Annotated in this window: 13 protein-coding genes and 1 pseudogene; 8 read left to right on the plus strand and 6 right to left on the minus strand. The window is 73.0% G+C overall.

The genetic code is table 11. The annotated features are described in order from the left end of the window. Positions 1 to 9 precede the first annotated feature (9 nt). Both ACFQ11_RS12895 and ACFQ11_RS12900 read left to right on the plus strand, forming a co-directional pair. Positions 10 to 768, plus strand: a complete 759-nt coding sequence (locus ACFQ11_RS12895; protein ID WP_378298514.1) for a MerR family transcriptional regulator — start codon at positions 10 to 12, stop codon at positions 766 to 768. Between the two features lie 29 nt (positions 769 to 797). After that, a pseudogene (locus tag ACFQ11_RS12900) lies at positions 798 to 1,526 on the plus strand (SAM-dependent methyltransferase); the annotation flags it as partial. Here ACFQ11_RS12900 and ACFQ11_RS12905 read toward each other — a convergent pair. From ACFQ11_RS12905 to ACFQ11_RS12915, 3 genes are all read right to left on the minus strand, one after another. Further along, the gene (locus tag ACFQ11_RS12905; protein ID WP_378298515.1) at positions 1,463 to 6,394 is read right to left on the minus strand and encodes a DNA repair ATPase; all 4,932 of its coding nucleotides are present in this window, start codon (positions 6,392 to 6,394) and stop codon (positions 1,463 to 1,465) included. The pseudogene ACFQ11_RS12900 and the gene ACFQ11_RS12905 sit on opposite strands and share 64 nt — an antisense overlap. 85 nt (positions 6,395 to 6,479) lie before the next feature. Next, positions 6,480 to 8,507: a flotillin family protein gene (locus ACFQ11_RS12910; protein WP_378298516.1), complete on the minus strand. Its 2,028-nt coding sequence runs from the start codon at positions 8,505 to 8,507 to the stop codon at positions 6,480 to 6,482. A gap of 43 nt (positions 8,508 to 8,550) precedes the next feature. Next, positions 8,551 to 9,189 carry a hypothetical protein gene (locus ACFQ11_RS12915; RefSeq protein WP_378298517.1) on the minus strand — a complete coding sequence of 213 codons (639 nt, stop codon included), beginning with the start codon at positions 9,187 to 9,189 and terminating at the stop codon, positions 8,551 to 8,553. A 402-nt stretch (positions 9,190 to 9,591) separates the two neighbouring features. On the opposite strand from ACFQ11_RS12915, the gene ACFQ11_RS12920 reads away from it, so the two are divergent. The 6 genes from ACFQ11_RS12920 to ACFQ11_RS12945 all read left to right on the plus strand — a co-directional run bounded on the left by ACFQ11_RS12920 (position 9,592) and on the right by ACFQ11_RS12945 (position 14,645). After that, positions 9,592 to 10,605, plus strand: coding sequence for a sulfotransferase family protein (locus ACFQ11_RS12920; protein WP_378298518.1), 1,014 nt, complete (start codon positions 9,592 to 9,594; stop codon positions 10,603 to 10,605). 70 nt (positions 10,606 to 10,675) lie between these two features. Continuing rightward, entirely contained in the window at positions 10,676 to 11,353 is a 678-nt protein-coding gene (locus tag ACFQ11_RS12925; RefSeq protein WP_378298519.1) for a TetR/AcrR family transcriptional regulator, read from the plus strand. 333 nt (positions 11,354 to 11,686) lie between these two features. Then, the gene (locus tag ACFQ11_RS12930; protein ID WP_378298520.1) at positions 11,687 to 12,376 is read left to right on the plus strand and encodes a hypothetical protein; all 690 of its coding nucleotides are present in this window, start codon (positions 11,687 to 11,689) and stop codon (positions 12,374 to 12,376) included. 184 nt (positions 12,377 to 12,560) lie between these two features. Beyond that, positions 12,561 to 13,298 (plus strand): hypothetical protein, encoded by a 738-nt coding sequence (locus ACFQ11_RS12935; protein ID WP_378298521.1) that lies wholly within the window; start codon positions 12,561 to 12,563, stop codon positions 13,296 to 13,298. A gap of 34 nt (positions 13,299 to 13,332) precedes the next feature. Beyond that, positions 13,333 to 14,133, plus strand: coding sequence for a hypothetical protein (locus ACFQ11_RS12940; protein WP_378298522.1), 801 nt, complete (start codon positions 13,333 to 13,335; stop codon positions 14,131 to 14,133). 68 nt (positions 14,134 to 14,201) lie between these two features. Further along, positions 14,202 to 14,645, plus strand: a complete 444-nt coding sequence (locus ACFQ11_RS12945; RefSeq protein ID WP_378298523.1) for an HIT family protein — start codon at positions 14,202 to 14,204, stop codon at positions 14,643 to 14,645. On the opposite strand, the gene ACFQ11_RS12950 is transcribed toward ACFQ11_RS12945, so the two are convergent. From ACFQ11_RS12950 to ACFQ11_RS12960, 3 genes are all read right to left on the minus strand, one after another. Further along, on the minus strand, positions 14,642 to 15,715 hold the full coding sequence (locus tag ACFQ11_RS12950) for an acetate/propionate family kinase (RefSeq protein WP_378298568.1): 1,074 nt from the start codon (positions 15,713 to 15,715) through the stop codon (positions 14,642 to 14,644). The two genes, ACFQ11_RS12945 and ACFQ11_RS12950, sit on opposite strands and share 4 nt — an antisense overlap. Continuing rightward, positions 15,715 to 18,060 carry a phosphoketolase family protein gene (locus tag ACFQ11_RS12955; RefSeq protein ID WP_378298524.1) on the minus strand — a complete coding sequence of 782 codons (2,346 nt, stop codon included), beginning with the start codon at positions 18,058 to 18,060 and terminating at the stop codon, positions 15,715 to 15,717. The genes ACFQ11_RS12950 and ACFQ11_RS12955 overlap by 1 nt, the downstream gene beginning before the upstream one ends. A gap of 78 nt (positions 18,061 to 18,138) precedes the next feature. After that, positions 18,139 to 20,814 carry an AAA family ATPase gene (locus tag ACFQ11_RS12960; RefSeq protein WP_378298525.1) on the minus strand — a complete coding sequence of 892 codons (2,676 nt, stop codon included), beginning with the start codon at positions 20,812 to 20,814 and terminating at the stop codon, positions 18,139 to 18,141. Between the last annotated feature and the right edge of the window lie 99 nt (positions 20,815 to 20,913).

The raw sequence follows: 20,913 nt of genomic DNA on the forward strand, positions 1-20,913 counted from the left end.
CGTGACCCCGTGGAGTGGACGATTCAGCAGGTAGCGGCCAGGGCGGGCGTCACGAGCCGGACGTTGCGCCACTACGACGACATCGGGTTGCTGCGCCCGTCGCGGCTGGGGGAGAACGGGTACCGGTACTACGACGCGGACGCGCTCGCCCGGCTGCAGGCCGTCCTGCTGCTGCGGGACCTCGGCCTGAGCCTGCCGGTGATCGCGGACGTCCTGGACCGGCGGGCCGACGAGGAGGCGGCGCTCCGCGACCACATCGGGCTGCTGGAGGACGAGCGGGCCCGGCTGGAGCGGCGGATCGCGGCGGTGCGGCACACCCTCGACGCCCGGACGAGCGGCCGCGACCCGTCGATGGAGATGATGCTCGACGGGTTCAACGACCCGTACCGGGACGAGGTCGTCGCGCGGTGGGGCGAGCGGGCGTTCCGGGAGAGCAACGACTGGTGGCACGGGAAGACGCTGCGGGAACGGGTCGCGTGGAAACGCGACACCGACGCGCTCGTCACGGCGTGGGTCGAGGCGTGGCGGGACGGCGCGGACCCGGGGTCGGCGCGGGCGCAGGAGGTCGCGGCCCGGCACGTCGCGTGGCTGCGCGCGATCCCCGGGACGCCGACGGCCGACGGGGACCGGGAGCGCGCCGCGGCGATGGTGCGCTGCGTCGGCGGCACCTACGTCGAGAACCCGGAGTTCGCGGCGGCGTACGGTGGTGTCGACGGCGCCGCGTTCGTCCGCGACGCCCTCCACGAGTACGTCCGTGTCTCGATGTGACCGTGCGGAGCGGAGGAAGGAGCCGGAACATGGGGTCTCATCCCGAGGTCGACACGACGGTGCCGCACTCGGCGCGGATCTGGAACTACCTCCTGGGCGGGAAGGACAACTACCCCGTCGACCGGGAGGCGGGCGACCGGATCTTCGCGACGTTCCCCGGCATGGTCGACATGGCGCGGCATTCGCGGCACATGCTCACGCGGGTGGTGCGGTACCTGGCGGGCGAGGCGGGGATCCGGCAGTTCCTCGACATCGGCACCGGGCTGCCCTGCATGGACAACACCCACGAGGTCGCCCAGCGGCTCGCGCCGTCGTCCCGGATCGTCTACGTCGACAACGATCCGCTGGTGCTCGTCCACGCCAAGACGCTGCTGAGGAGCAGCCCGGAGGGGGCGACCGACTACATCGAGGCGGACGTCCGCGACCCCGCCGCCATCCTCGCCGCGGCCGCCCGGACCCTCGACTTCGACCGGCCCGTCGCCCTCATGCTGATGGGCATTCTCGGCCTCATCGAGGACTACGACGAGGCGCGGTCGGTCGTGCGGCGGCTGACGGCGGCGCTGCCGCCGGGCAGCTACCTGGCGGCCTATGACGGCAGCACCGCCGACCCCGCGTACGTCGAGTCCCTGGAGCGGCACAACAGCCGCAGCCGCGGCGTCCCCTACACGCCGCGCACCCCCGAGCAGATCGCGGGCTACTTCGAGGGGCTGGAGCCGGTGGAGCCCGGCGTGGTCCCGGTGACGCGGTGGCGTCCCGAGCCCGGCCCGTGGCCTGAGCCGCCGGAGGTGTCCTGCGCCGGGGGAGTGGCGCGCAAGCCGTAGCCGTCCGGGCGGCCCGGCCGCAGGGCCTTGACCTGGTCGGCGAGGTGCAGGAGAGCGCCGACCGTCGGGTCCTCGGAGTCGAGGGTGCGGGACCGGCGGTACGCCTCCTTGACCTCCGCCCAGCGTGCGGCCTCCGCGGGGGTGAGGGTGCCCCGCAGTTCGGCGAGCTTCAGCAGGTTCGCCTCCGCGTCGGACGTGAGCGTCTGCGCCTCGGCCCGGTAGTGGTCGTCGATCGCGGCGTCCAGTTCGGCTTCGTTCATCACCGGGACGATGCGTTCGGCGAGCTTGTTCATGTCGCGGTACGAGCCCTGGAGCCGGAACGGGGGCTCGGTGCGGGACGCGTCGTCCTGCGCCGCCGACGCGATGTACGCGCGGTTCACCGCCAGGACGACGCGCTGCGCGGCCGCGAGGAGCCGCAGGACCGCGAGGACCTGGTCGAGTTCGGCCTGCGAGTACGGGTGCGAGAGCCGGTCGGGACGCGCCGCGGGGTCGCCGGCCGCGAGCCGCACGAGCAGCTCGACGTCGGCGCGGCCGTGCGCCGTCAGCGGCGCGAGGACGGGGTTCGAGGTGAGCGCGTTCTCGATGTAGCTGAGCGCGAACAGGTCGTCCTTCCCGGACAGGACGTCGCCGAGGTTCCACACGTCGGCGCGGTTGGCGAGCATGTCGGGGATGCGGAACCGGGTGCCCGACTCGGTGTAGGGGTTCCCGGCCATGCAGATCGCGAACCGCTTGCCGCGCAGGTCGTGGCCCTCGACGCGGCGCTGGGCGTCGCAGAGCGGGATGAACTTCTGCAGGAACTCGGGCGAGGTGTGCTGGACGTCGTCCAGGTAGAGCAGCACGTTGTCGCCCATGCCGAACGCGAAGTGGATCCTCTCGAGCTCGCGGCGGGCGGCGGCGTTCGGCGCCTGCGCGGGATCGAGCGAGGTGACGTCGTGGCCGAGCGCCGGGCCGTCGACCTTGACGAGGGCGAGGCCGAGCCGGTCGGCGACGTACTCCATGAGCGTCGTCTTGCCGTAGCCGGGCGGGGAGATCAGCAGCAGCAGCCCCATCCGGTCGGTGCGCTCGCCGTCCCCGGCGGCGCCGAGCTGCTTGGCGAGGTTGTCGCCGATCAGCGGCAGGTACACCTCGTCGACGAGGCCGTTGCGGACGAACGCGCTCATCGTGCGCGGCCGCAGTTCGGCGACGCCGAGCCGCCTCTCCTCCGCGGCCAGCAGCTCGGCCCGGCGCCGCTGGTGCTCCCGGAACGCCGGGACGCGCCGCGTGCGGAACCGGTGCGCGCGGGTGAGGATCTCGTCGAGCCGCAGGTCGAGGCGGCGGCCGGTGATGCGCGGGTGCGCGCCCACGAGGTCCTCGACGGCGGCGGTGAGCGCCGCCGGCGAGTCGTAGGACGGGACGTCGCAGAGCAGCGCCGCGACGGCCTCCGGCAGGTCGGGGTCGTCGCCGGGGACGGACGCGCCGAGCCACGCGGCGGCGACCTGCACGCGGGCGCGCAGGTCGTCGAGGGCGGCCAGGTCGGCGTCGAGCGCGGCGCGGTGCGTCTCGCCGAACGCCTTGAGCAGCTCCCGGGCGCCCGGGCTCGTGACGAAGCCGTCCGGGGCCGTCGCCAGTTCCTCCACCAGGTACTCGGCGGCGAGCGGATCGTCGGGCAGCCCGAGCCGCCCGGCGAACTCCGCGACGGCCGGCGCCAGCTCGTCCACGAGGCCGGTGACGGTGTCGCGGCCGAACGCGTCGCGCGCGCGGACCAGCGAGCGCGCGCGGGTCGCCCAGCCGGACGCGTCCGGGGTGTGCGCCCAGAACAGGCGGGCGTTCGCGCGGGCGCGGGACGGGTAGCGCAGCAGGCCCGCGTCGGCGTGCAGGCGCAGCAGCGCGGCGAGGATCGCGGCGGCGTCGTGGTCGTGGACGCCGCGCTCGTAGCCCTCGTCGTAGCGGTCGGCGGCGGCCGCCCGGACGAGGTCGAGGAGCCCGCCGGACGCGGCCGCCGCGCGCAGCTCGGCGGCGTCCCTCTCGGCGAGCAGGGACGTCGCCAGGTACTCGGCCCGGTACATGCCGGGCGTTTCGGAGACGAGCGTCTGGCCGCGCAGTTCGGGATCCGCGAGCACCGGGTCGTCGACCGGGCGGCGGTAACCGGTCCCGGTGATCGCGTACGCGAGGCCGCCGTCGTGCGGGACGAGCGTCAGCTCGATCGGGCGCGTGTTGACGGCGAACCGGTGGCGGCCGAGCCGGATCGTGTCGCCGTCGTACAGGTCGAGGCGGTCGCGCAGCGCCCGCCCGGCCTCCTGGCGGGACGACCTGACGCGCCCCTCGATCTCCTCCGCGCGCACCGCGTCGTCCAGCTCGCGCAGCTCGTCGGCGATCGCCCGGAGGCGCGCGACCATCGGGTCGGCCGCGAAGTACGCGCCGACCTCGTCCGGCGACGGCAGCGTCGCGGCGCGGCGGCGGACCCCCGCGAGGATCCGGTCGGCGGACGAGACGAGCCGGTCGGTGCGGCGCGCACGCTCGTCCAGGAGCACCTGCTTGCGGGACGAGAACGCCTCGTAGACCTCGGTGCGCTTCGTCTCCAGGTCGGCGAGGAAGTCGTCGAGGTCGGCGAAGCGCGCCTGCAGGGACTCCAGGCGCAGCAGCAGCCTGCCGAGCTGGTCGTCGCAGGACTCGGGCGTCGACGCGGCGGACAGCGCGCTCGCGACCGTCTGGTCGAGGAGCGCCAGCTCGGCGGCGAACGCGGCGCGGCCCTCGCGGGCCAGCAGGTCGCGGCGTCGGCCGTCCAGCACGGCGCGGGCCCGGTTCAGCCCGCCGAGGACCTCGCCGACCCGCTCCAGGATCGCGGTGCGGGCGGTCGCGTCGGCGACGTCGAGGTCGCCGACGACCTCCGTGACGACGTCGAGGCCCTCGTGCTGCGCGTCCAGCAGGTCGGCGAGCGGCGCGGCCTCCGCGGCGGTCGCGATGCCGCCCGCGGCCGCGGCGATCCGCTCCACCTCCGCGTGGTAGCCGGTGAACGCGTCCTCCCGCCGGAGGAACGCGACGGCGCCGCGCCCGGTCTCGTGCAGCCCGCCGGACGCCGCCGCGGCGAGCTCGTCGATCCGCCCGGCGTCGGCGTACCGGAGTTCGCGCAGCGACTCCAGGCGGCCCTGCACGCGCCGCAGCTCGGCGAGCCGCGCCACCCAGCCGTCCGCCGTCGCGGGCGGTTCGGCCTCCACCCGGCGCAGCAGCGCCCGCACCCGGTCGTCCGCCTCGGCGACGGCGGCGTCGGCCTCCGCCGTCAGCGCCCGCACGTTCTCGTACTCGTCCAGCACCTGGACGGCCGCCGCGCGGACGTCCGCGAGCGGATCGGCGAGCGCGTCCAGGTCGGGGTCGGCGAACCAGTGGTGCAGGTCGGCGGCCCGGGTGCAGGCCGCGATGAGCGCCTCGAACACCGCGGCGGACGGGGACATCTCGCCCACCATCCGCACCACCGTGAGGCACTCGGAGATCCCCCGCACCAGATCGGCGTTCCCGACGCGCTCCAGCGGGCCCGTCCCGACGGGCTGCGCCGCGGCGTGGTCGTCGGAGACGAGCGGCGTCCGCCACACCTGCACCGGGTGGACGCGCGCCGGTTCGCCGGACGCCGCCCGCAGCACCACCAGCGTCCCGTCGTCGAACAGCGCGTACCCGCGGCAGCCGATCGGCGTCGCCACCTCCTTGCGGATCACGTTGTACGGCAGCAGCAGCGTGCGGCCGTCGGCGCGCGAATGGAACGCGTAGACGACGTCCTCGCCGTTCGGGGAGACGATCGTCCGCTCGTACTCCAGGCCCGCCACGTCGGTGTCGAACGTCTTGACGGTGCCGGTGTCGAGCAGGAAACCGCCCGGGAACACCACGCCGTCGTCGCCGGGCAGGCGGCGGCACGCCCGCTCCAGCCCGTCGAGCCGGACGGTGTCGTGCGTGCGGGTGTTGAACACCAGGTGCCGCCACGCCGTCTCGTTGTACGGGCGGACCCGCAGCAGGACCAGCGCGCCGACGCGGGCGTGCAGGACGTCCGCGTCCGCGAGGCTCTGCAGCGGCTCGTCCACCGGCTCGGCGAACACCTCGGCGCCGTCGGGCGTCGCGACGGTGAGGGAGCCGCCGACCGTCGACACGTGCAGCGCGTCCCGGATCGCGATGTGCGGGCGCCGTCCCCCCGGGACGTGGTCGTCACGGGTCGCCTCGATCCAGTCGATCTCCTTCGACGGGTCGTGCGCGGGCGGGGACCGGTCGTCGCGCTCGCCGTGGTTGTCCTCGTAGGCGACCGCGCCGTCCGGGGCGACCCGCCAGCGCAGGACGCGCAGGTCGGACAGCCGCGGCCCCGTCTGGAACACCGCGAGGAGACGGCCGTCGAGGAGCCGCAGCCGCAGCAGCCGCGCCTGCCGGTAGTACCGGTACATGTCGGCGAAGTCGCGGCGGAATCGCGGATCGTCGAGCAGCCCCGGGGCGGCGCCGGACTCGGCGAACCCCGGGGCCGCGCCGCCGTCACCGCCGTGCACGACGGTGTGCAGGGAGAAGACGTCCTCGGGTTCGGTCCCGCCCCGCACCCCGGGCGCGGGCGCGCCGCCGAGCAGCAGCGTCCCGCCGAGCGCGACGACGTCGCGCGGCACCCGGGCGGCGGGCGTGCGGATCCGCTCGGTGCCCGCGAGCCGCAGGCCGCCCCCGCCGAAGACCTCCAGCCGCCGGGCGTTCAGCGCCTCCGCGCGCCGCGCCAGCTCGCCCGCGTGCTCGGCGAGCCGGGCGCGCAGCACCTCGTACGTCCCGTGGTCGATCGTCGTTCCGCCGGTCGCGGTCTCGTCCTCGCTCACGCGTCCCCTTCCCCTCGTCGAGTGCGGCGGGCCCGCCCCGGGCCCCTGTACCGGGGCGGGCCCGCCGTGACCGTCGGCCCGGCCGTCAGGCCGGGACCGTCAGGTCCGTTCCGTTCGCGCTCGGCGCCGCCAGCGGTGCGTCCGCGACGCCGAGGCGGCGCGCCGCGTCGAGCAGGTCGGTCAGCCCGGCGGCCTGCGGGCCGCCCGCCGCGATCAGCCGCATGAGCAGCGCCGACAGCGTCACGTCGCGGACGCCGTCCGCGCCGAGCGACCCCAGGACCCGGGCGAGGTCGTCGACCGGGCTGCCCGTCCCGTCGAGCCACGGGCCGGCGACCGACCGCGCCACCTCGGAGTTCGCCACGAAGCCGTCCACGCTCTTGCCCAGCGCGATCGACCCGACGACCCGGTCGAAGAAGGCGGTCTCGCCGCCGACGATGCTGATGTCGGCGCCCTCCAGCCCGGTCGCGAGCACCGCGGCCTGCGCCTCGGCGACCTGCCGCTGCACGTCCAGGCCGGCGAGCCGGACCTCCTTCTCGGTCTCCAGCCGCAGCCGGTACTCCTCGTGCTTGCGGGTGACGTCGTCGAGCGCCGCCATCGCGCCGGCCTTCTCGGTGAGGCCCTCCGCCTCGGCCTTGAGGCTCTCCCGGATCCGCTCCGCCTCGACCGCCGCGCGCTCGCGGGCGACGACCGCCTCGGCGCGTCCCGCCTTCTCGATGACCTCGGCGTCGGCGTCGCGGACCCGCACCTCGGCGAGGCCCGCCGCGGCGGCCTCCGCCTGCAGCCCCTCGGCCAGCCGAATCTTCGCGCGGGCGTCCAGCTCGGCGGTCTGCTGCCGCGTCTCGGCCAGCACCAGCTCCTCGCGGGCCCGGTGCTGCGCCGCCGCCTCCGCGGCCTCGGCCGCCTTGATGTCCTTGACGAGGTTCTCCTGCGCCTCGGCCTCCGCCCGGATGACGATCGCCTGCCGCGCCCGCTCGGCCTCCTCGACCGCGCGCAGCCGCTTGATCTCCTCCTCCTGCTCGGCGACCGTCCGCTCGACCGCGATCCGCTCCCGCACCACGTTCGCGATCTCCCGCTTCTCGCCCTCGACCTCCTTGTCGGCGGCGATGCGGGTCAGCTCGGTCTCGCGCTCGCGGGCGATGACCTCCAGCAGCCGGTCCTTCTCGATCCGCTCGCTCTCGATCGCGAGCACCCGCTCCTTGTTCTTCGCGGCGACCGCGACCTCCCGGTCCCGGTTCTCGTGCTGGACGCCGAGCTGCTCGTCGGTCCGGATGTGCGCGGTCTGCGCCCGCAGCCGCTCCTCGGCCTTGACCCGCTCGATCTCCGCCTGCTCCCGCGCCCGGACGGTCTCGATCTCGCGCTCCTGCCGCAGCTCGGCGTCCGTCCGGCGGCGCTCCAGCTCCAGGATCGCCTCGCGCGCCTCCACGTTCTGGCGGGTGATCTCCTTCTCCTCGTGGCGGGCGTGCTCGTTGGTGCGGACGTGCTCGATCGCCGTCAGCTCGGTGATCTTGCGGATGCCCTGGGCGTCCAGGATGTTCGACTTGTCCAGCGACAGGAGCGGCGTCTGCTCCAGGTAGTCGATGGCGGCGTCCTCGAGGCTGTAGCCGTTCAGGTCGGTGCCGATCACCTGGATGATGTGGTCGCGGAACTCGTTGCGGCGAACGTAGAGGTCGGCGAAGTCGAGGTGCTTGCCGACGGTCTTCAGCGCCTCGGAGAACTTCGCGGCGAACAGCTCCTGCAGCGTCTCCTGGCTGCTCGCCCGTTCCGTCCCGATCGCCTGCGCGACCTTGATGACGTCCTCGACCGTCTTGTTCACGCGGACGAAGAACGTGATGCGGATGTCCGCGCGGATGTTGTCCTTGCAGATCAGGCCGTCCCGCCCGGTCCGCTCGATCTCGATGGTCTTCACCGAGATGTCCATCAGTTCTGCCTTGTGCAGGACCGGGAGAACGACCGCGCCGGTGAACGTGACGTCCACCTTGCGCAGCTTGGAAATGATCAGTGCGCGGCCCTGGTCGACCTTGCGGAACAGCCGGGTGACCAGGAACAGCACGGCGAGTGCGATGAGCAGGAGCAGCGCGATGAGCGCGCCCGCCCCGATCGTGATGGCATCCATCAGGGATCCCTCTCGGGTGGGGGAAATGAGGGTGCGGGGGATTTCAGAGGGCCGGTGGATCGAGCACGGAATCGTGCGGCATGACCCAGAAGAACTGTCCGGCAGCGTCGTAATCGAAGATCAGCGCGGTGCTTCCCGCGGTGAGCGCGGTGCTTTCCGCGGGCCCCGCCACGGGCACGTCCGCGGCGGGCCGCCGCACCTGGACGAGCGCGGTGGAGCCGTCGGGCGCCGTCACCTCCGCCTGCCCGAAGTCCGGGCCCACGCGTCCCGTCCGGATGACGCATGGCAGGCCGACGAACTCGCGCAGCGACGTCCCCGGAGCGTCCCGGAACAGCCGGCGCAGCGGCAGGACGGCCGCGCGCGCGGCGACCCAGCCGACCGCGAGGGACGCGGGCAGCACCAGCGCCCGCAGGGCCGTGGCCTCGGACGACGCCGCACCGGCCAGGCTCGTGAACCAGGTGAAGGCGATCAGCAGGGACAGCGCCACGGTGGCCGGCACCCCGCCGAGGCCCGCCGCGGCGAGCAGCCCGCCGTCCCCGCCGTCCCCGTCGCCGTCGCCGTCGAGGACGTCGAGGTCCAGGCCGCCCGCCAGTACCAGCGCCCAGTAGCCGGCGACGACGAGCAGCGCGAAGCTGAACAGCGCCGTCGGGAAACCGAGCGCGACATCAAAGAATTCGCCCATGAGAAAGCACGCTTCCGCCTTGAGACATAGGTGGACCGTCGGAGCGCCCGAATGGACGTCCGGTCAGGTGAACACGAATGCGGGGTTAGCGGCTCAGCTATCCGGGAACGCGGTGGCGAGTGCGGCGACGCACAGGCCGGCGAAGTCGGCCGGCGGCGGGGCTGCGCACATGAAAAAGTGCCGGGTCATATGTCTCCTGATCGCAAGACCGTCATCGTCTCGCCGACCAGGCTTCCCGGCACACCAATAGTTAGATTAGCGCATTAGTTACCGCGAGGCAAGAAATAAATACGTCCGGTCACGCAGCGTGCGGCGGTCCTCGCGCTCGGTCGAGGAGACTTTCAGGCAACTTTGAGGTTCGTTGGACCTCCGGCTCAGGTCCGCGGCGTAACTTGGCCGGGCATGACGACTCCGTCCCACCGGCCGATCTTCATCGTCGGATGCCCGCGTTCGGGCACGACGCTGCTGCAGCAGATGCTGCACTGCCACCGGCGGATCGCGCTGCCCTCCGAGACGAGGTTCGTCCACGTCGCCTACGACGCCCGACATGACTTCGGCGACCTCGAACGGGAGGAGAACCGCCGGGCGCTCGGCGCGTGGATCGCCAAGGGGAGGACGACGAAGTTCAAGGCGCTGAAGCTCGACCCGGACGCGACGATCGAGGAGATCGCCGCCGCGCCGCCCACGCTCGGGTCGGCGATCGCGACGGTGTTCCGCGCGTACGCCCGCGAGCACGGCAAGCCGCGCTGGGGCGACAAGCGGCCGAGCTACATCCGCCGGGTCGACGCCCTGCGGCGGATGTTCCCCGACGCGCAGTTCGTCCATCTCATCCGCGACGGCCGGGACGCCGTCAGCTCCCTGAACCGGATGCCGTGGTACGACGGCGACCTGTTCTCGGCCACGCTGACCTGGCGGGACGCCGTCGACATCGGCCGCCGGCTCGGCGCCCGGCTCGGCCCGGACACCTTCTACGAGTTCCGGTACGAGGACCTCGTCGAGGACCCCGAGCGGGAACTGACGCGGCTGTGCGCGTTCCTCGGCGAGGAGTACGACCCGGCGATGGCCGAGCCGCAGCACCACGCGCGCGAGACCGTCCCGCGCGAGCGCAGGTGGCACCTGCGCACCCACGAGGCGCCGAACCCGGCGGTGGTCGGCGCGTGGGCGACGCGGCTGGAGGACTGGGAGGCCGACCTGGTCGAGCACGTCCTCGCCTCGCGGCTCCAGCGGCACGGGTACGGGCTGTCCGGCCGGTCGCGGCCGGCCGCCGCCCACATCACGCGGTTCCACCGGCAGGCCGCGTACCGGTGGCGCGCCCGCCGCACGACCGCCGTGAGGGAGGCGGTGCTGCGCGCCCGCGAGCCGAACCCGGTTGTGTCGATGCTGAGCGGCCCCGCCGTCGACTCCGTGCAGTCGTGACAAGGCCCACTTCGGGGGGTGCGCCGTAGAATCGGCCGTCAGGAGCGTTACCGAACGCGATGGGCGGATCATGGGACACGGCGATCGGGGGGACCGGGGCGGCCCGGCGCGCGCGACGGCGGGCGGTGAGGCGGCGAAGCTGCCGTCCGGCCGGCACCGGTTGTCCCGCGATTACGTCGCCAGCAACCAGCGCGCCCGCATTCTGCGCGCGGTGACCGAGATCGTCGGCGGCAAGGGCTACGCGCAGCTCACGATCGACGCCATCGTCGGCGCGTCCGCGATCTCCAAGAAGACGTTCTACGAGCACTTCCGGAACAAGGAGGAGGCGTTCTTCGCCGCGTTCGACTCGATCGCGGCGCGGATGCTCGCGGCCTTCGACGACGCCGCGGCGGGACGGCGGGAGCCGGACGCCCGGCTGCGCGCGGGCCTCGGCGCGCTGCTGGAGCTCCTCGCCGCCGAGCCGCTGGCCGCCCGCATGGGCGTGGTCGAGGTGCTGGCGGCCGGGCCGGAGGCGGTGGCCCGCAGGGACCGGATCAAGCAGCACTTCAGCACGATCGTGGTCGAGCACCTGCTGGCGATGTACCCCGACTTCCCCGAGCCGGAGCTGGCCGCCGAGGTCATCGTCGGCGGCGTCCACGAGGTGCTCTACAGCCGGATCAGCCGCGGCGAGGCGCACGCGCTGCCCGCCGTGCGGCGCGGGCTCGTCCGCATGTACGCGATCCCGGCGCTCCCGCGGACACCCCACTGACCACATGGTCATCATGGGACGCGCCGGAGGGCGCACGGGTTCGTGGCCGCATGCGGACATCCCTCCGCGTCCGCAAAGCGCCACGCACCGTGCGTCATCGCCGGTGACCTGAGTCACAACTACCGGGATGTTCTTGCCATCGGTGACTGGCTCATCGCTCAGCGATGGTGGGCGAGGGTCCTAAACGGCCGCCGTCGCCCCGTTTTTAAAGCGTTTCCGAAAACGGCCCAGCCGCCGTCCGGGTACGCACGCGTTCTTGAGAAACGGCGCAGTTTATGTTTCGGTGCGTGAACCGCAGGGATTCGTCCCCACCCCCACCGAAAGGACCGGATCATGCGGAAGCTGACCAGAGTCGCCCTGCCCCTTCTCGGCGCCGGCGCCCTCGTCCTCGGCGGTGCCACCGCCGCCGGCGCCACGACCATCGAGTCGGGCGGTGCCCCCTTCAGCGGCACCGTCGTCGGCACGAACCTGTCCAACGTCACCCTGACGGGGGTCAGCTCGCTCGGGCTGATCCAGACCACCTGCACCAGCGCGGAGCTCCAGGCGTCCGTCGACTCCGACGGCACCAACGGCTCCCTCGACGCCGCCGACATGCCCACCGCGGGCAACCCGGACTGCACCAACAACAAGGGCGGCACCACCCAGATCGAGGCCTTCGGCCTGCCCTACACCGGTGGCGGAGCCACCTACGACTCGGCCCACACCAACAACCGGGACGGGTACATCTACATCAACTCGCCCAACCCGGCCGTCAACATCGAGGCGACGCTGAACCTCACGTCGCTCGGACGGGTGGAGACCTGCAGCTACGGCCTCACCGGCACGAAGCAGCTGCAGATCGACCTGTACAACCACAACAACCCGAACAAGCCGGTTCCGGGCAACCCGCACTCGCAGGGCCGGCTGGCCGGCCAGCAGCTCCAGCTCATCAACGGCACCAGCGGCTGCCCGAGCTCGGCCTCCGCATCGGCGACCTTCCAGATCGTCACCACGTCCGGCGCGGACGTGACCATCGCCCCCTGATCCCGATCCGCACCGCGCGGGCAGCGTGACCCGCGTCCGATCCTGATGCGGCCGGCCCGGAGTCATCCCACCCCGCCCCGGGCCGGCCGCCCCCGCATCCGGCGAACCCGCTCCGCGCCGATTCTCCCTGACCCCCTCCACCCCCCTGGAGATCGCTGTGAGATCACCCTTCCGGCTGCGCCGCGTGGCCGCTGTCGCCGCCGTCGCCCTCGGCGCCGTCCTGACCGGCACCGCCCTCGCCGCGCCCGCCGCCGCCGAGGAGATCCCCGAGTTCAGCCACGAGGACTGCCCCGAACTGCCCGCCGGCGCCGAGCCCGGGTACTGGCTCTGCAACGCCGTGGTCGTCAGCGGCGGCGAGTTCTCGTTCGGCAGCTTCGAACAGAACATCGAGACACCGATGAGGCTCGTCTACGCGAACGGGTTCGACGCGGACACCTTCGAGGAGACGGCCATCCTCGCGAGCTTCGAGTCCGAGTGGATGCAGGTACGGGAAGGGATCTTCGGGGACCGGTTCCTCTCCGCGGTCTACGCCAAGCCCGAGGCCGTCGACCTCGATCTCGTCAACGGCAACGTCCAGCTCGACCTGAAGGTCAGGCTCGGCAACCCGTTCCTCGGGTGGAACTGCACGATCGGCACCAACAGCAACCCGATCGAACTGAACCTGACCGTCGGGACGACGAACCCGCCGCCGCCCAACGAGCCGATCAGCGGCAGCCCGCCCGTGGACGTCTCCACCGACCCGTGGGTCGTCAAGACCACACTGGTCGACAACGCGTTCTCCGTCCCCGGCGCGGACAACTGCGGCATCGGCGACTCCGCGAACTGGATGGTGAACCTCATCGCGGGCCTGCCCTCGGCCGCCGGCAAGAACACCGCGATCTTCGAGCAGTACGTGGCGGCGAAGTCCTACACCGAGCTGTGAGCCCGCCCCCCGCCCGACCGAAGATGGAGAATAGATGAGACGAACGACAGCTCGCCGGGCCGCCGCGGCGGTCCTGGGGACCGTGGTCGGCATGGCCGGCCTCGCCGCGCAGGCGGCGCCCGCGGCGGCCGATGAGGAGATCCCGGAGTTCAGCTTCGAGGGGTGCCCGGAACTGCCCGCGAACGCGGACCCCAACCTGTGGCTGTGCACCGTCGCGAAGATCACGAGCGGGCGGCTGACGCTGGGCGGGATCGACCAGGAGATCCACCAGCCGATCACCATCGTCTACGCGAACGGGTACGACCCGGTCACCTTCGAGGAGACGGTGATCGTCGAGTCGCTGGAGAGCGAGCCCATCCGCGTCGAGGGCGGCATCCTCGGCATCCCCGGCTCGGACTTCCTGCCCATCATGCAGATCCACGCGCAGCCGCAGCTCGCGGGCGAACTGGAGCTCAGCCCCGAGCCCGACGTCCTCATGCGGCAGCGCATGAAGATCAGCGTGCGGAACCCGCTGCTGGGCGACTCCTGCACCATCGGCACGGACGAGGACCCGATCACCCTCGACCTGGGACTCGGGCCCACGAACCCGCCGCCGCCCAACGAGCCGATCACCGGCAGCCCGCCCACCGACGTGTCGACCGACCCGTGGGTCGTCAAGACGACCTTCGTCGACAACGCGTTCGCGGTGCCGAAGTCGGCGAACTGCGGCCCGTTCGGCTGGTTCAACGGGATCGTCGACTGGCAGTCGGGCCTCCCGTCCCCGGCCGGCAGCAACACGGCGATCTTCACCACCTACTCGGCGTCGAAGGGCTACGCCCAGCTCGGTAACGCCTGAGCCGGCGACGTGGGACGGCCGGTGCCGGGAGCGGGCGCGACCCGGCACCGGCCGTCCAGGTTCTTCCCGTGAACTGCCTGACATGTGACCACAACGCCCAGCGCTTCGCACTGCCCCCGCGCGAGCACGCCGCGTCCGACGACCACTGGCGCGTAGCCCATGCGTTCGGGACGGGCACCCCCGGCTGGCTCGTGCTCGTCCCGCTCCGGCACGTGACGGCGATCGCCGACCTCACCGACGCCGAAGCCGCCCTCCTCGGGACATGGCAGGTCCGGCTGTCCCGCGCGCTGCACGCGGTCACGGGCTGCGCGAAGACGTACGTCGCCCAGTTCGCGGAGGCCGAAGGGTACGCGCACGTCCACTTCCACGTGATCCCGCGCATGCCCGACCACCCCGAGGAACTGCGCGGCCCCCGCGTGTTCGGGCGTCTCGGGCTTCCGGACGGGGACGACCTCACCCCGGCGCACCGGGACGAACTCGCCGTGCGCGTGCGGCGGGAGCTGACCCGCTAACGCGGGGCGAGGACCCGCCGGACGTCCGCGGCGATCTCCAGGTCCTCCCGGGCGGCCACCACCAGCGTCCGGACGGACGCGCCGTCGGCGGTGACGTCGGAGTCCCCGCGGGCGCCGGCGTTGCGGTCGGGGTCGACGGCGACACCGAGGAACGCCAGGTCGGAGGCCAGGCGGAGCCGGATCGACGGGTCGTGCTCGCCGACGCCGCCGGTGAACACCAGGACGTCCAGGCCGCCGAGCGTCGCGGCCATCGCCGCGGCGCAGGCGCGGAGCCGGTGGTGGTACACGTCGAGCGCGGCGAGGGCGGGCACGTCGCGGTCCTCGGCGAGCCGGCGGAGCTCGCGCATGTCGCCCGTCCCGGCGAGGCCCCGCAGGCCCGAGTCCCGTTCGAGGCCGTCGCCGACCTCGTCCAGGGTGAGGCCGTGCTTCATCAGCCACAGCGGGATGCCCGGGTCGATGCTGCCCGCGCGGGACGCCATGACGAGCCCCTCCAGCGGCGTGAACCCCATCGTGGTGTCGACCGAGCGGCCGCCCGCGACGGCGGCGAGCGACGCCCCGGACCCGAGATGGCACACGACCATGCGCAGCACCGCCGGGTCGGCGCCGAGCAGCTCCCCGGCGCGGCGGACGGCGTAGGCGAACGAGAGCCCGTGGAAGCCGAAGCGCCGCAGGCCGAACCGGTCGCGCCAGTGGCGGGGGAGCGCGTACGTGGCGGCCTCGTCCGGGAGGGTGGCGTGGAACGCGGTGTCGAAGCACGCCACGGCGGGCACGCCGGGAAGCGTCCCGGTGATCTCGGCGAGGGCGTGCAGGGACGCGGGCTGGTGCAGCGGCGCCAGATCGGCCAGCTCGCGCAGCCGCTCGGTGACGGGCCCGTCGACCAGGACGGGCCCGGTGAAGTCGGCGCCCCCGTGGACGAACCGGACCCCCGCGGCGTCCGGGCGCGGCAGCTCCGCCAGGAGGTCGGCCAGTTCCTCCCGCGCGCCGGACTCCTCGGCGACGAGCGCGTCATCGTCGTCGAGCACGCTCAGCTTCAGGCTGCTCGACCCGGGGTTGACCGTCAGCACGCGCATCAGTACGACCACGTCCATTCGCGGATCTCGGCGGCGTCCTCACCGTGCTCGCGGGTGTGCGCGCGCAACGCCAGGCGCTTGTCCGCCATCCGCTGCCGCACGTGCGCGACCCGGCCGCCCAGCGACGGCACCCGGTCGATGACGTCCATGACCAGGTGGAACCGGTCGAGGTCGTTCAGCATCACCATGTCGAACGGCGTCGTGGTGGTGCCCTCCTCCTTATAGCCCCGGACGTGCAGGTTCGGGTGCCCGTGCCGCCGGTAGGCGAGCCGGTGGATCAGGTACGGGTACCCGTGGAACGCGAAGATGATCGGCTTGTCGGTGGTGAACAGCGCGTCGAACTCGGCGTCCGGCATCCCGTGCGGGTGCTCGCTCGGCGGCAGCAGCCGCATCAGGTCGACCACGTTCACCACGCGGACCCGCAGCTCGGGGAACGTCTGCCGCAGCTCGTCCACGGCCGCGAGCGTCTCCAGCGTCGGCACGTCCCCGGCGCACGCCATGACGACGTCCGGGTCGGCGCCGCCGTCGCTGGACGCCCACTCCCAGATGCCGATGCCGCGCGCCGCGTGCGCCACGGCCTCGTCCATCGTCAGCCAGTTCAGTGCGGGCTGCTTCCCGGCGACGACCACGTTGACGTAGTCGCGGGACCGCAGGCAGTGGTCGCCGACCGACAGCAGCGTGTTCGCGTCCGGCGGCAGGTACACGCGGACGATCTCCGGCTTCTTGTTCATGACGACGTCGAGGAAACCGGGGTCCTGATGGGTGAAGCCGTTGTGGTCCTGCCGCCACACGTGGGACGACAGCAGGTAGTTCAGCGACGCGATCGGCCGCCGCCACGGCAGGTGCCGCGTCACCTTCAGCCACTTCGCGTGCTGGTTGAACATGGCGTCCACGATGTGGATGAACGCCTCGTAGGAGTTGAACAGGCCGTGCCGGCCGGTCAGGAGGTAGCCCTCCAGCCAGCCCTGGCACAGGTGCTCGCTCAGCACCTCCATCACCCGGCCGTGCGCCGCCTGGTGCTCGTCGGTCGCGAGGCGCTCGCCGCGGAACACCCGGTCGGTCGCCTCGAACACGTCCCCGAGCCGGTTCGACGCCGTCTCGTCCGGCCCCATGATCCGGAAGTTCGTCGGGTTCGCGCGGATCACGTCGCGCAGGAACGTCCCGAGGACGCGCGTGGGCTCGGCGGTCGTCGTGCCCGGCCTGCCGATCTGCACCGCGTAGTCGCGGAAGTCGGGCAGGACGAGCGGCCTGAGCAGCAGGCCGCCGTTGGCGTGCGGGTTCGCGCTCATCCTGCGGTCGCCCGCGGGCGCCAGCTCGCGCAGCTCCGCGACCGGACGGCCGTCGTCGTCGAACAGCTCCTCCGGACGGTACGAGCGCAGCCACCGTTCGAGCTGCTCCAGGTGCGCCGGGTCGTCGCACATACCCGCGAGCGGCACCTGATGCGAGCGCCACGTGCCCTCGACCGGTTTCCCGTCGACCTCCTTCGGGCCCGTCCACCCCTTGGGCGACCGCAGCACGATCAGCGGCCACCGCCGCCGCTCCGTCGCGCCGTCCTCCCGCGCCGCGCGCTGGATGTCGGCGATCTCGTCGAGCGCCTGGTCGAGCGCCGCGGCCATCTTCCGGTGCATGGACGCGGGCTCGTCCCCGGCGACCAGCAGCGGATGGTACCCGTACCCGTCGAGGAGCTGGACGAGCTCCTCGTCGGGTATCCGCGCCAGCACCGCCGGGTTCGCGATCTTGTACCCGTTCAGGTGCAGGATCGGCAGCACCGCCCCGTCCCGCACCGGGTCGAGGAACTTGTTCGAATGCCAGCTCGCCGCGAGCGGCCCCGTCTCGGCCTCGCCGTCCCCGACGATGCACGCCACGATCAGGTCCGGGTTGTCGAACGCGGCGCCGAACGCGTGCGCGAGCGAGTACCCGAGCTCCCCGCCCTCGTGGATCGAGCCGGGCGTCTCCGGCGCCACATGGCTCGGCACGCCGCCCGGGAAGGAGAACTGCCGGAACAGCCGCCGCATCCCGCGCTCGTCGAACGACACGTCCGGGTACACCTCGCTGTAGGTGCCCTCCAGCCACGCGTTCGCGACCGCCGCAGGCCCCCCGTGCCCGGGGCCCATCACGTACATCATGTCGAGGTCGCGGTCCCGGATCACCCGGTTGAGGTGCGCGTAGCAGAAGTTCAGCCCCGGTGTCGTCCCCCAGTGCCCGAGGAGCCGCGGCTTGATGTGCCGCCGCCGCAGCGGCTCCCGCAGCAGCGGATTGTCCAGCAGATAGATCTGACCGGCCGACAGGTAGTTCGCGGCTCGCCAGTAAGCGTCGAGCCGCCCGAGATCGTCATGATGTGCCATATCCCCACGGCACGTCCCCCGAGAGCCCGCCTTCAATCCCCGGCCCCCGCCGACCAGGGAACACGCTCTCCCGCGGGCTCACAGGTAAAGGCCGTAGAACTCTTCGGGGTGCTCGAGGAGGGGCGGGAGGTCGTCGGACGTGAGGGTGACCAGTTCGTCCCGGGACGGGGTGGTGGTGGGGGTGTCGCCGTCGCCGAGGGCGGCGGTGGCGATCCGGTCGGCCTGGTTGGCGACCGCGACGTCGAGGAGGTTGCGCATGAGGCGGCCGTTGCCGAAGGACGGTCCGCGCGGTGCGCGCCGCAGCATCGTGCGGAGGACGTCCTTGGTGCCGGGGGCGAGCCGGAAGCCGTCGGCCTCGGCGAGCTGCCCGAACACGGCGATGAGCTCGTCGTCGCTGTAGTCGGGGAAGTGGATCTGCTTGGGGAAGCGGGAGTCCAGGCCGGGGTTCGCGGCGAGGAACTCGGCCATCTCCTGCTGGTATCCGGCCACGACGACGACGAGGTCGTCGCGGTGGTCCTCCATCAGCTTCACCAGTTCGGCGATGGCCTCGTGCCCGTAGTCGCCCTTCAGCGGCGACTGGGTCAGCGTGTACGCCTCGTCGATGAACAGGACGCCGCCGATCGCGCGTTCCACGAGCCGGCGGGTGCGCGGCGCCGTCTGCCCGATGTACTCGCCGACGAGGTGGGCGCGGGACGCCTCCACCAGGTGCCCCGACGACAGGACGCCGAGCCGCTTGTAGATGCGGCCGAGCAGCCGCGCCACCATCGTCTTGCCGGTGCCGGGGTTGCCGGTGAACACCATGTGCCGCGTCGGGGGCGTGACCCGCAGGCCCGACTCGCTGCGCATCCGCGCCGCCTCGGTGCCCGCGACGAGCAGCGCGATCTCGTGCTTCACCGTGTCGAGGCCGGTGAGGTCGCGCAGTTCGGCGAGCGGGTCGCCGGTGGTGCGGGACGCGTCCAGGCTCGCCGGGACGTCGCTCTTGCGGACGACGAGCTCGGCGCCGGCGGAGCGGGCGCGGACCGCCGCGACCACCTCGGCCGCGAGGTGCTGCGCCAGCCGCGCGTTGCGCAGCGACTGCATCGGCGGCGCGGCGGCGAGCAGCTCGCCCGCCGCGTCGGCGGCCTGCCGGGTGGCGCGGGCGCCGTGCGGGACGAGCGCGCGGCGGAACAGTTCGGCGTGGCCCGCGGCGGTGAACGGGCGGGTGCGCGCGATGCGGAAACCGAGGGGCAGCGCCGGGTTGATCTCCCGGATGCGCTCGTCGCCGCCCGCGTCGCACAGCGCGACCAGGTTCAGCTCGGGGTGGACGGCCAGGAGCCGGTGGAGTTCGGCGGACAGCGCCTCGCCGTTGCCGGGGTCGGTGAGGATCTCGTCCAGGCCCTCGATGATCAGCAGCCGGTCGGCGGCGCACTCGCGGGCGTCCGCGTGCAGCCGGGCGACCGCGTCGGCGAGACGCTGCCCGGCGAACAGGTTGTCGGTCAGCCACAGCGGGTCGCGGCCCAGCGCGAGCGCCCGGCCGAGCTCCTGCGCGGCGTCCCGCTTGCCGGTGCCGTCCGGGCCCGCCAGCAGCAGCCGGACGGGCGCGGTGCCGCGCGACAGCTCCTCGAGCGCGGCCGTCACCTCGGGCTGCTCGACGAGCGTCGAGACGAGGTCCGCGCGCCGGGGACGGGCGGCCTCGCCGGGCCGCGCGAACTCCTTCAGCGTCTCGGTCAGCGGGTTGACGATGCGGCGGCGCGGCGCGAACAGGCGCCGCAGGTCCGTCTGGAACTGCCCGACCGGGATCCACTCCGCCTTCGGGAACCACGGGTCGCCAGGGAGCCCCTGCACGATCGCGATGAACCGCATCGACATGTCGAGCCAGGCGCGGCAGGCGTCCGCGGCGCCCGCGACGAGCGCCTGCGCGAGCCACGCCCGCGTCCGCTCCTGCCACGCGCCGGGCTTGAACCCGCGCCGCTCGCCGGGGAACCGGCCGAGGATCTCGTGGTACCGGTCCTCGCCGAGCGCGGCGGCGAGCTCCGCCGGGACGTGCTCCATGCTGCCCTGGAGCAGGAGGTGGACGAGGTGCACCTCGGGCGTCTCGTCCCGCGGGGCCGCCGCGAGGAGCGTGCGGTGGGCGGCCAGCAGCCCGGAGCACACCCAGTCGAGGTAGCCGACGGGGCCCTGCAGTTCGGGCACGGCCCGCAGGATCGACTCGTCCGCGTGCCGGTGCCACAGCTCCCGCAGCTCCATCTTCGGCAGGTTCACGTCGCACTGCGGCGGGTCGTCGTACAGCCGCAGCAGGGCCCGGCGGCGCTCCTCCAGCGGCTCGATGCCCTCCAGGACGGCCAGGCAGTCGCGCGCGAGCTCGATCGCGAGCTTGCGGTCGGGCGCCTCGATCAGCCAGTCCACCGGCGGGCGCCACCGGCCGCCGGGCGCGTCCCAGCGGGCCATCCGGTTGCTGAGCGGGCCGGGGTTCACCAGGTGCCGGTGCAGCAGCCGCTCCGGGAGCTGCGACCGGGACCCGGCCTTGATCGCCCCGCCGCCCGGCAGGAACGCCAGGATCCCGAAGATCTCCGCGGTGACCAGCGACGCGGGGAGCGTCAGCAGCTTGTGCTCGTCGGTGGTCAGGTCGGCGGCGCGCGGGTCGGCGGCGAGCGCGTCGATGCGGCCCGCGATCTCCTCGAACAGCCCGTCGGGCACCCGCCACGGACCGTGCGCGTAGACGTCGAGAACCGGCTCGTCGGTGAGCAGTAGCTCGAGATGCTCCGGCAGCCGCAACACAGTCTCCCCAAGAGTGATCAAAGCAGAGGTACAGCCTATGTTCAGTGAGAGGGTGCTGGATTAGCGGCCGAACCGATGAACGGTATAGGGACGGCC

Origin of the sequence: Actinomadura sediminis, assembly GCF_042675525.1 — a bacterium.
GTDB classification, from domain to species: domain Bacteria; phylum Actinomycetota; class Actinomycetes; order Streptosporangiales; family Streptosporangiaceae; genus Spirillospora; species Spirillospora sediminis.

Coding starts and splice junctions, on each gene's coding strand:
- ACFQ11_RS12910 (WP_378298516.1), bottom strand. CDS start 8,507: ATGGATGCCATCACGATCGGGGCGGGCGCGCTCATCGCGCTGCTCCTG.
- ACFQ11_RS12915 (WP_378298517.1), bottom strand. CDS start 9,189: ATGGGCGAATTCTTTGATGTCGCGCTCGGTTTCCCGACGGCGCTGTTC.
- ACFQ11_RS12920 (WP_378298518.1), top strand. CDS start 9,592: ATGACGACTCCGTCCCACCGGCCGATCTTCATCGTCGGATGCCCGCGT.
- ACFQ11_RS12925 (WP_378298519.1), top strand. CDS start 10,676: ATGGGACACGGCGATCGGGGGGACCGGGGCGGCCCGGCGCGCGCGACG.
- ACFQ11_RS12930 (WP_378298520.1), top strand. CDS start 11,687: ATGCGGAAGCTGACCAGAGTCGCCCTGCCCCTTCTCGGCGCCGGCGCC.
- ACFQ11_RS12940 (WP_378298522.1), top strand. CDS start 13,333: ATGAGACGAACGACAGCTCGCCGGGCCGCCGCGGCGGTCCTGGGGACC.
- ACFQ11_RS12950 (WP_378298568.1), bottom strand. CDS start 15,715: ATGCGCGTGCTGACGGTCAACCCCGGGTCGAGCAGCCTGAAGCTGAGC.
- ACFQ11_RS12955 (WP_378298524.1), bottom strand. CDS start 18,060: ATGGCACATCATGACGATCTCGGGCGGCTCGACGCTTACTGGCGAGCC.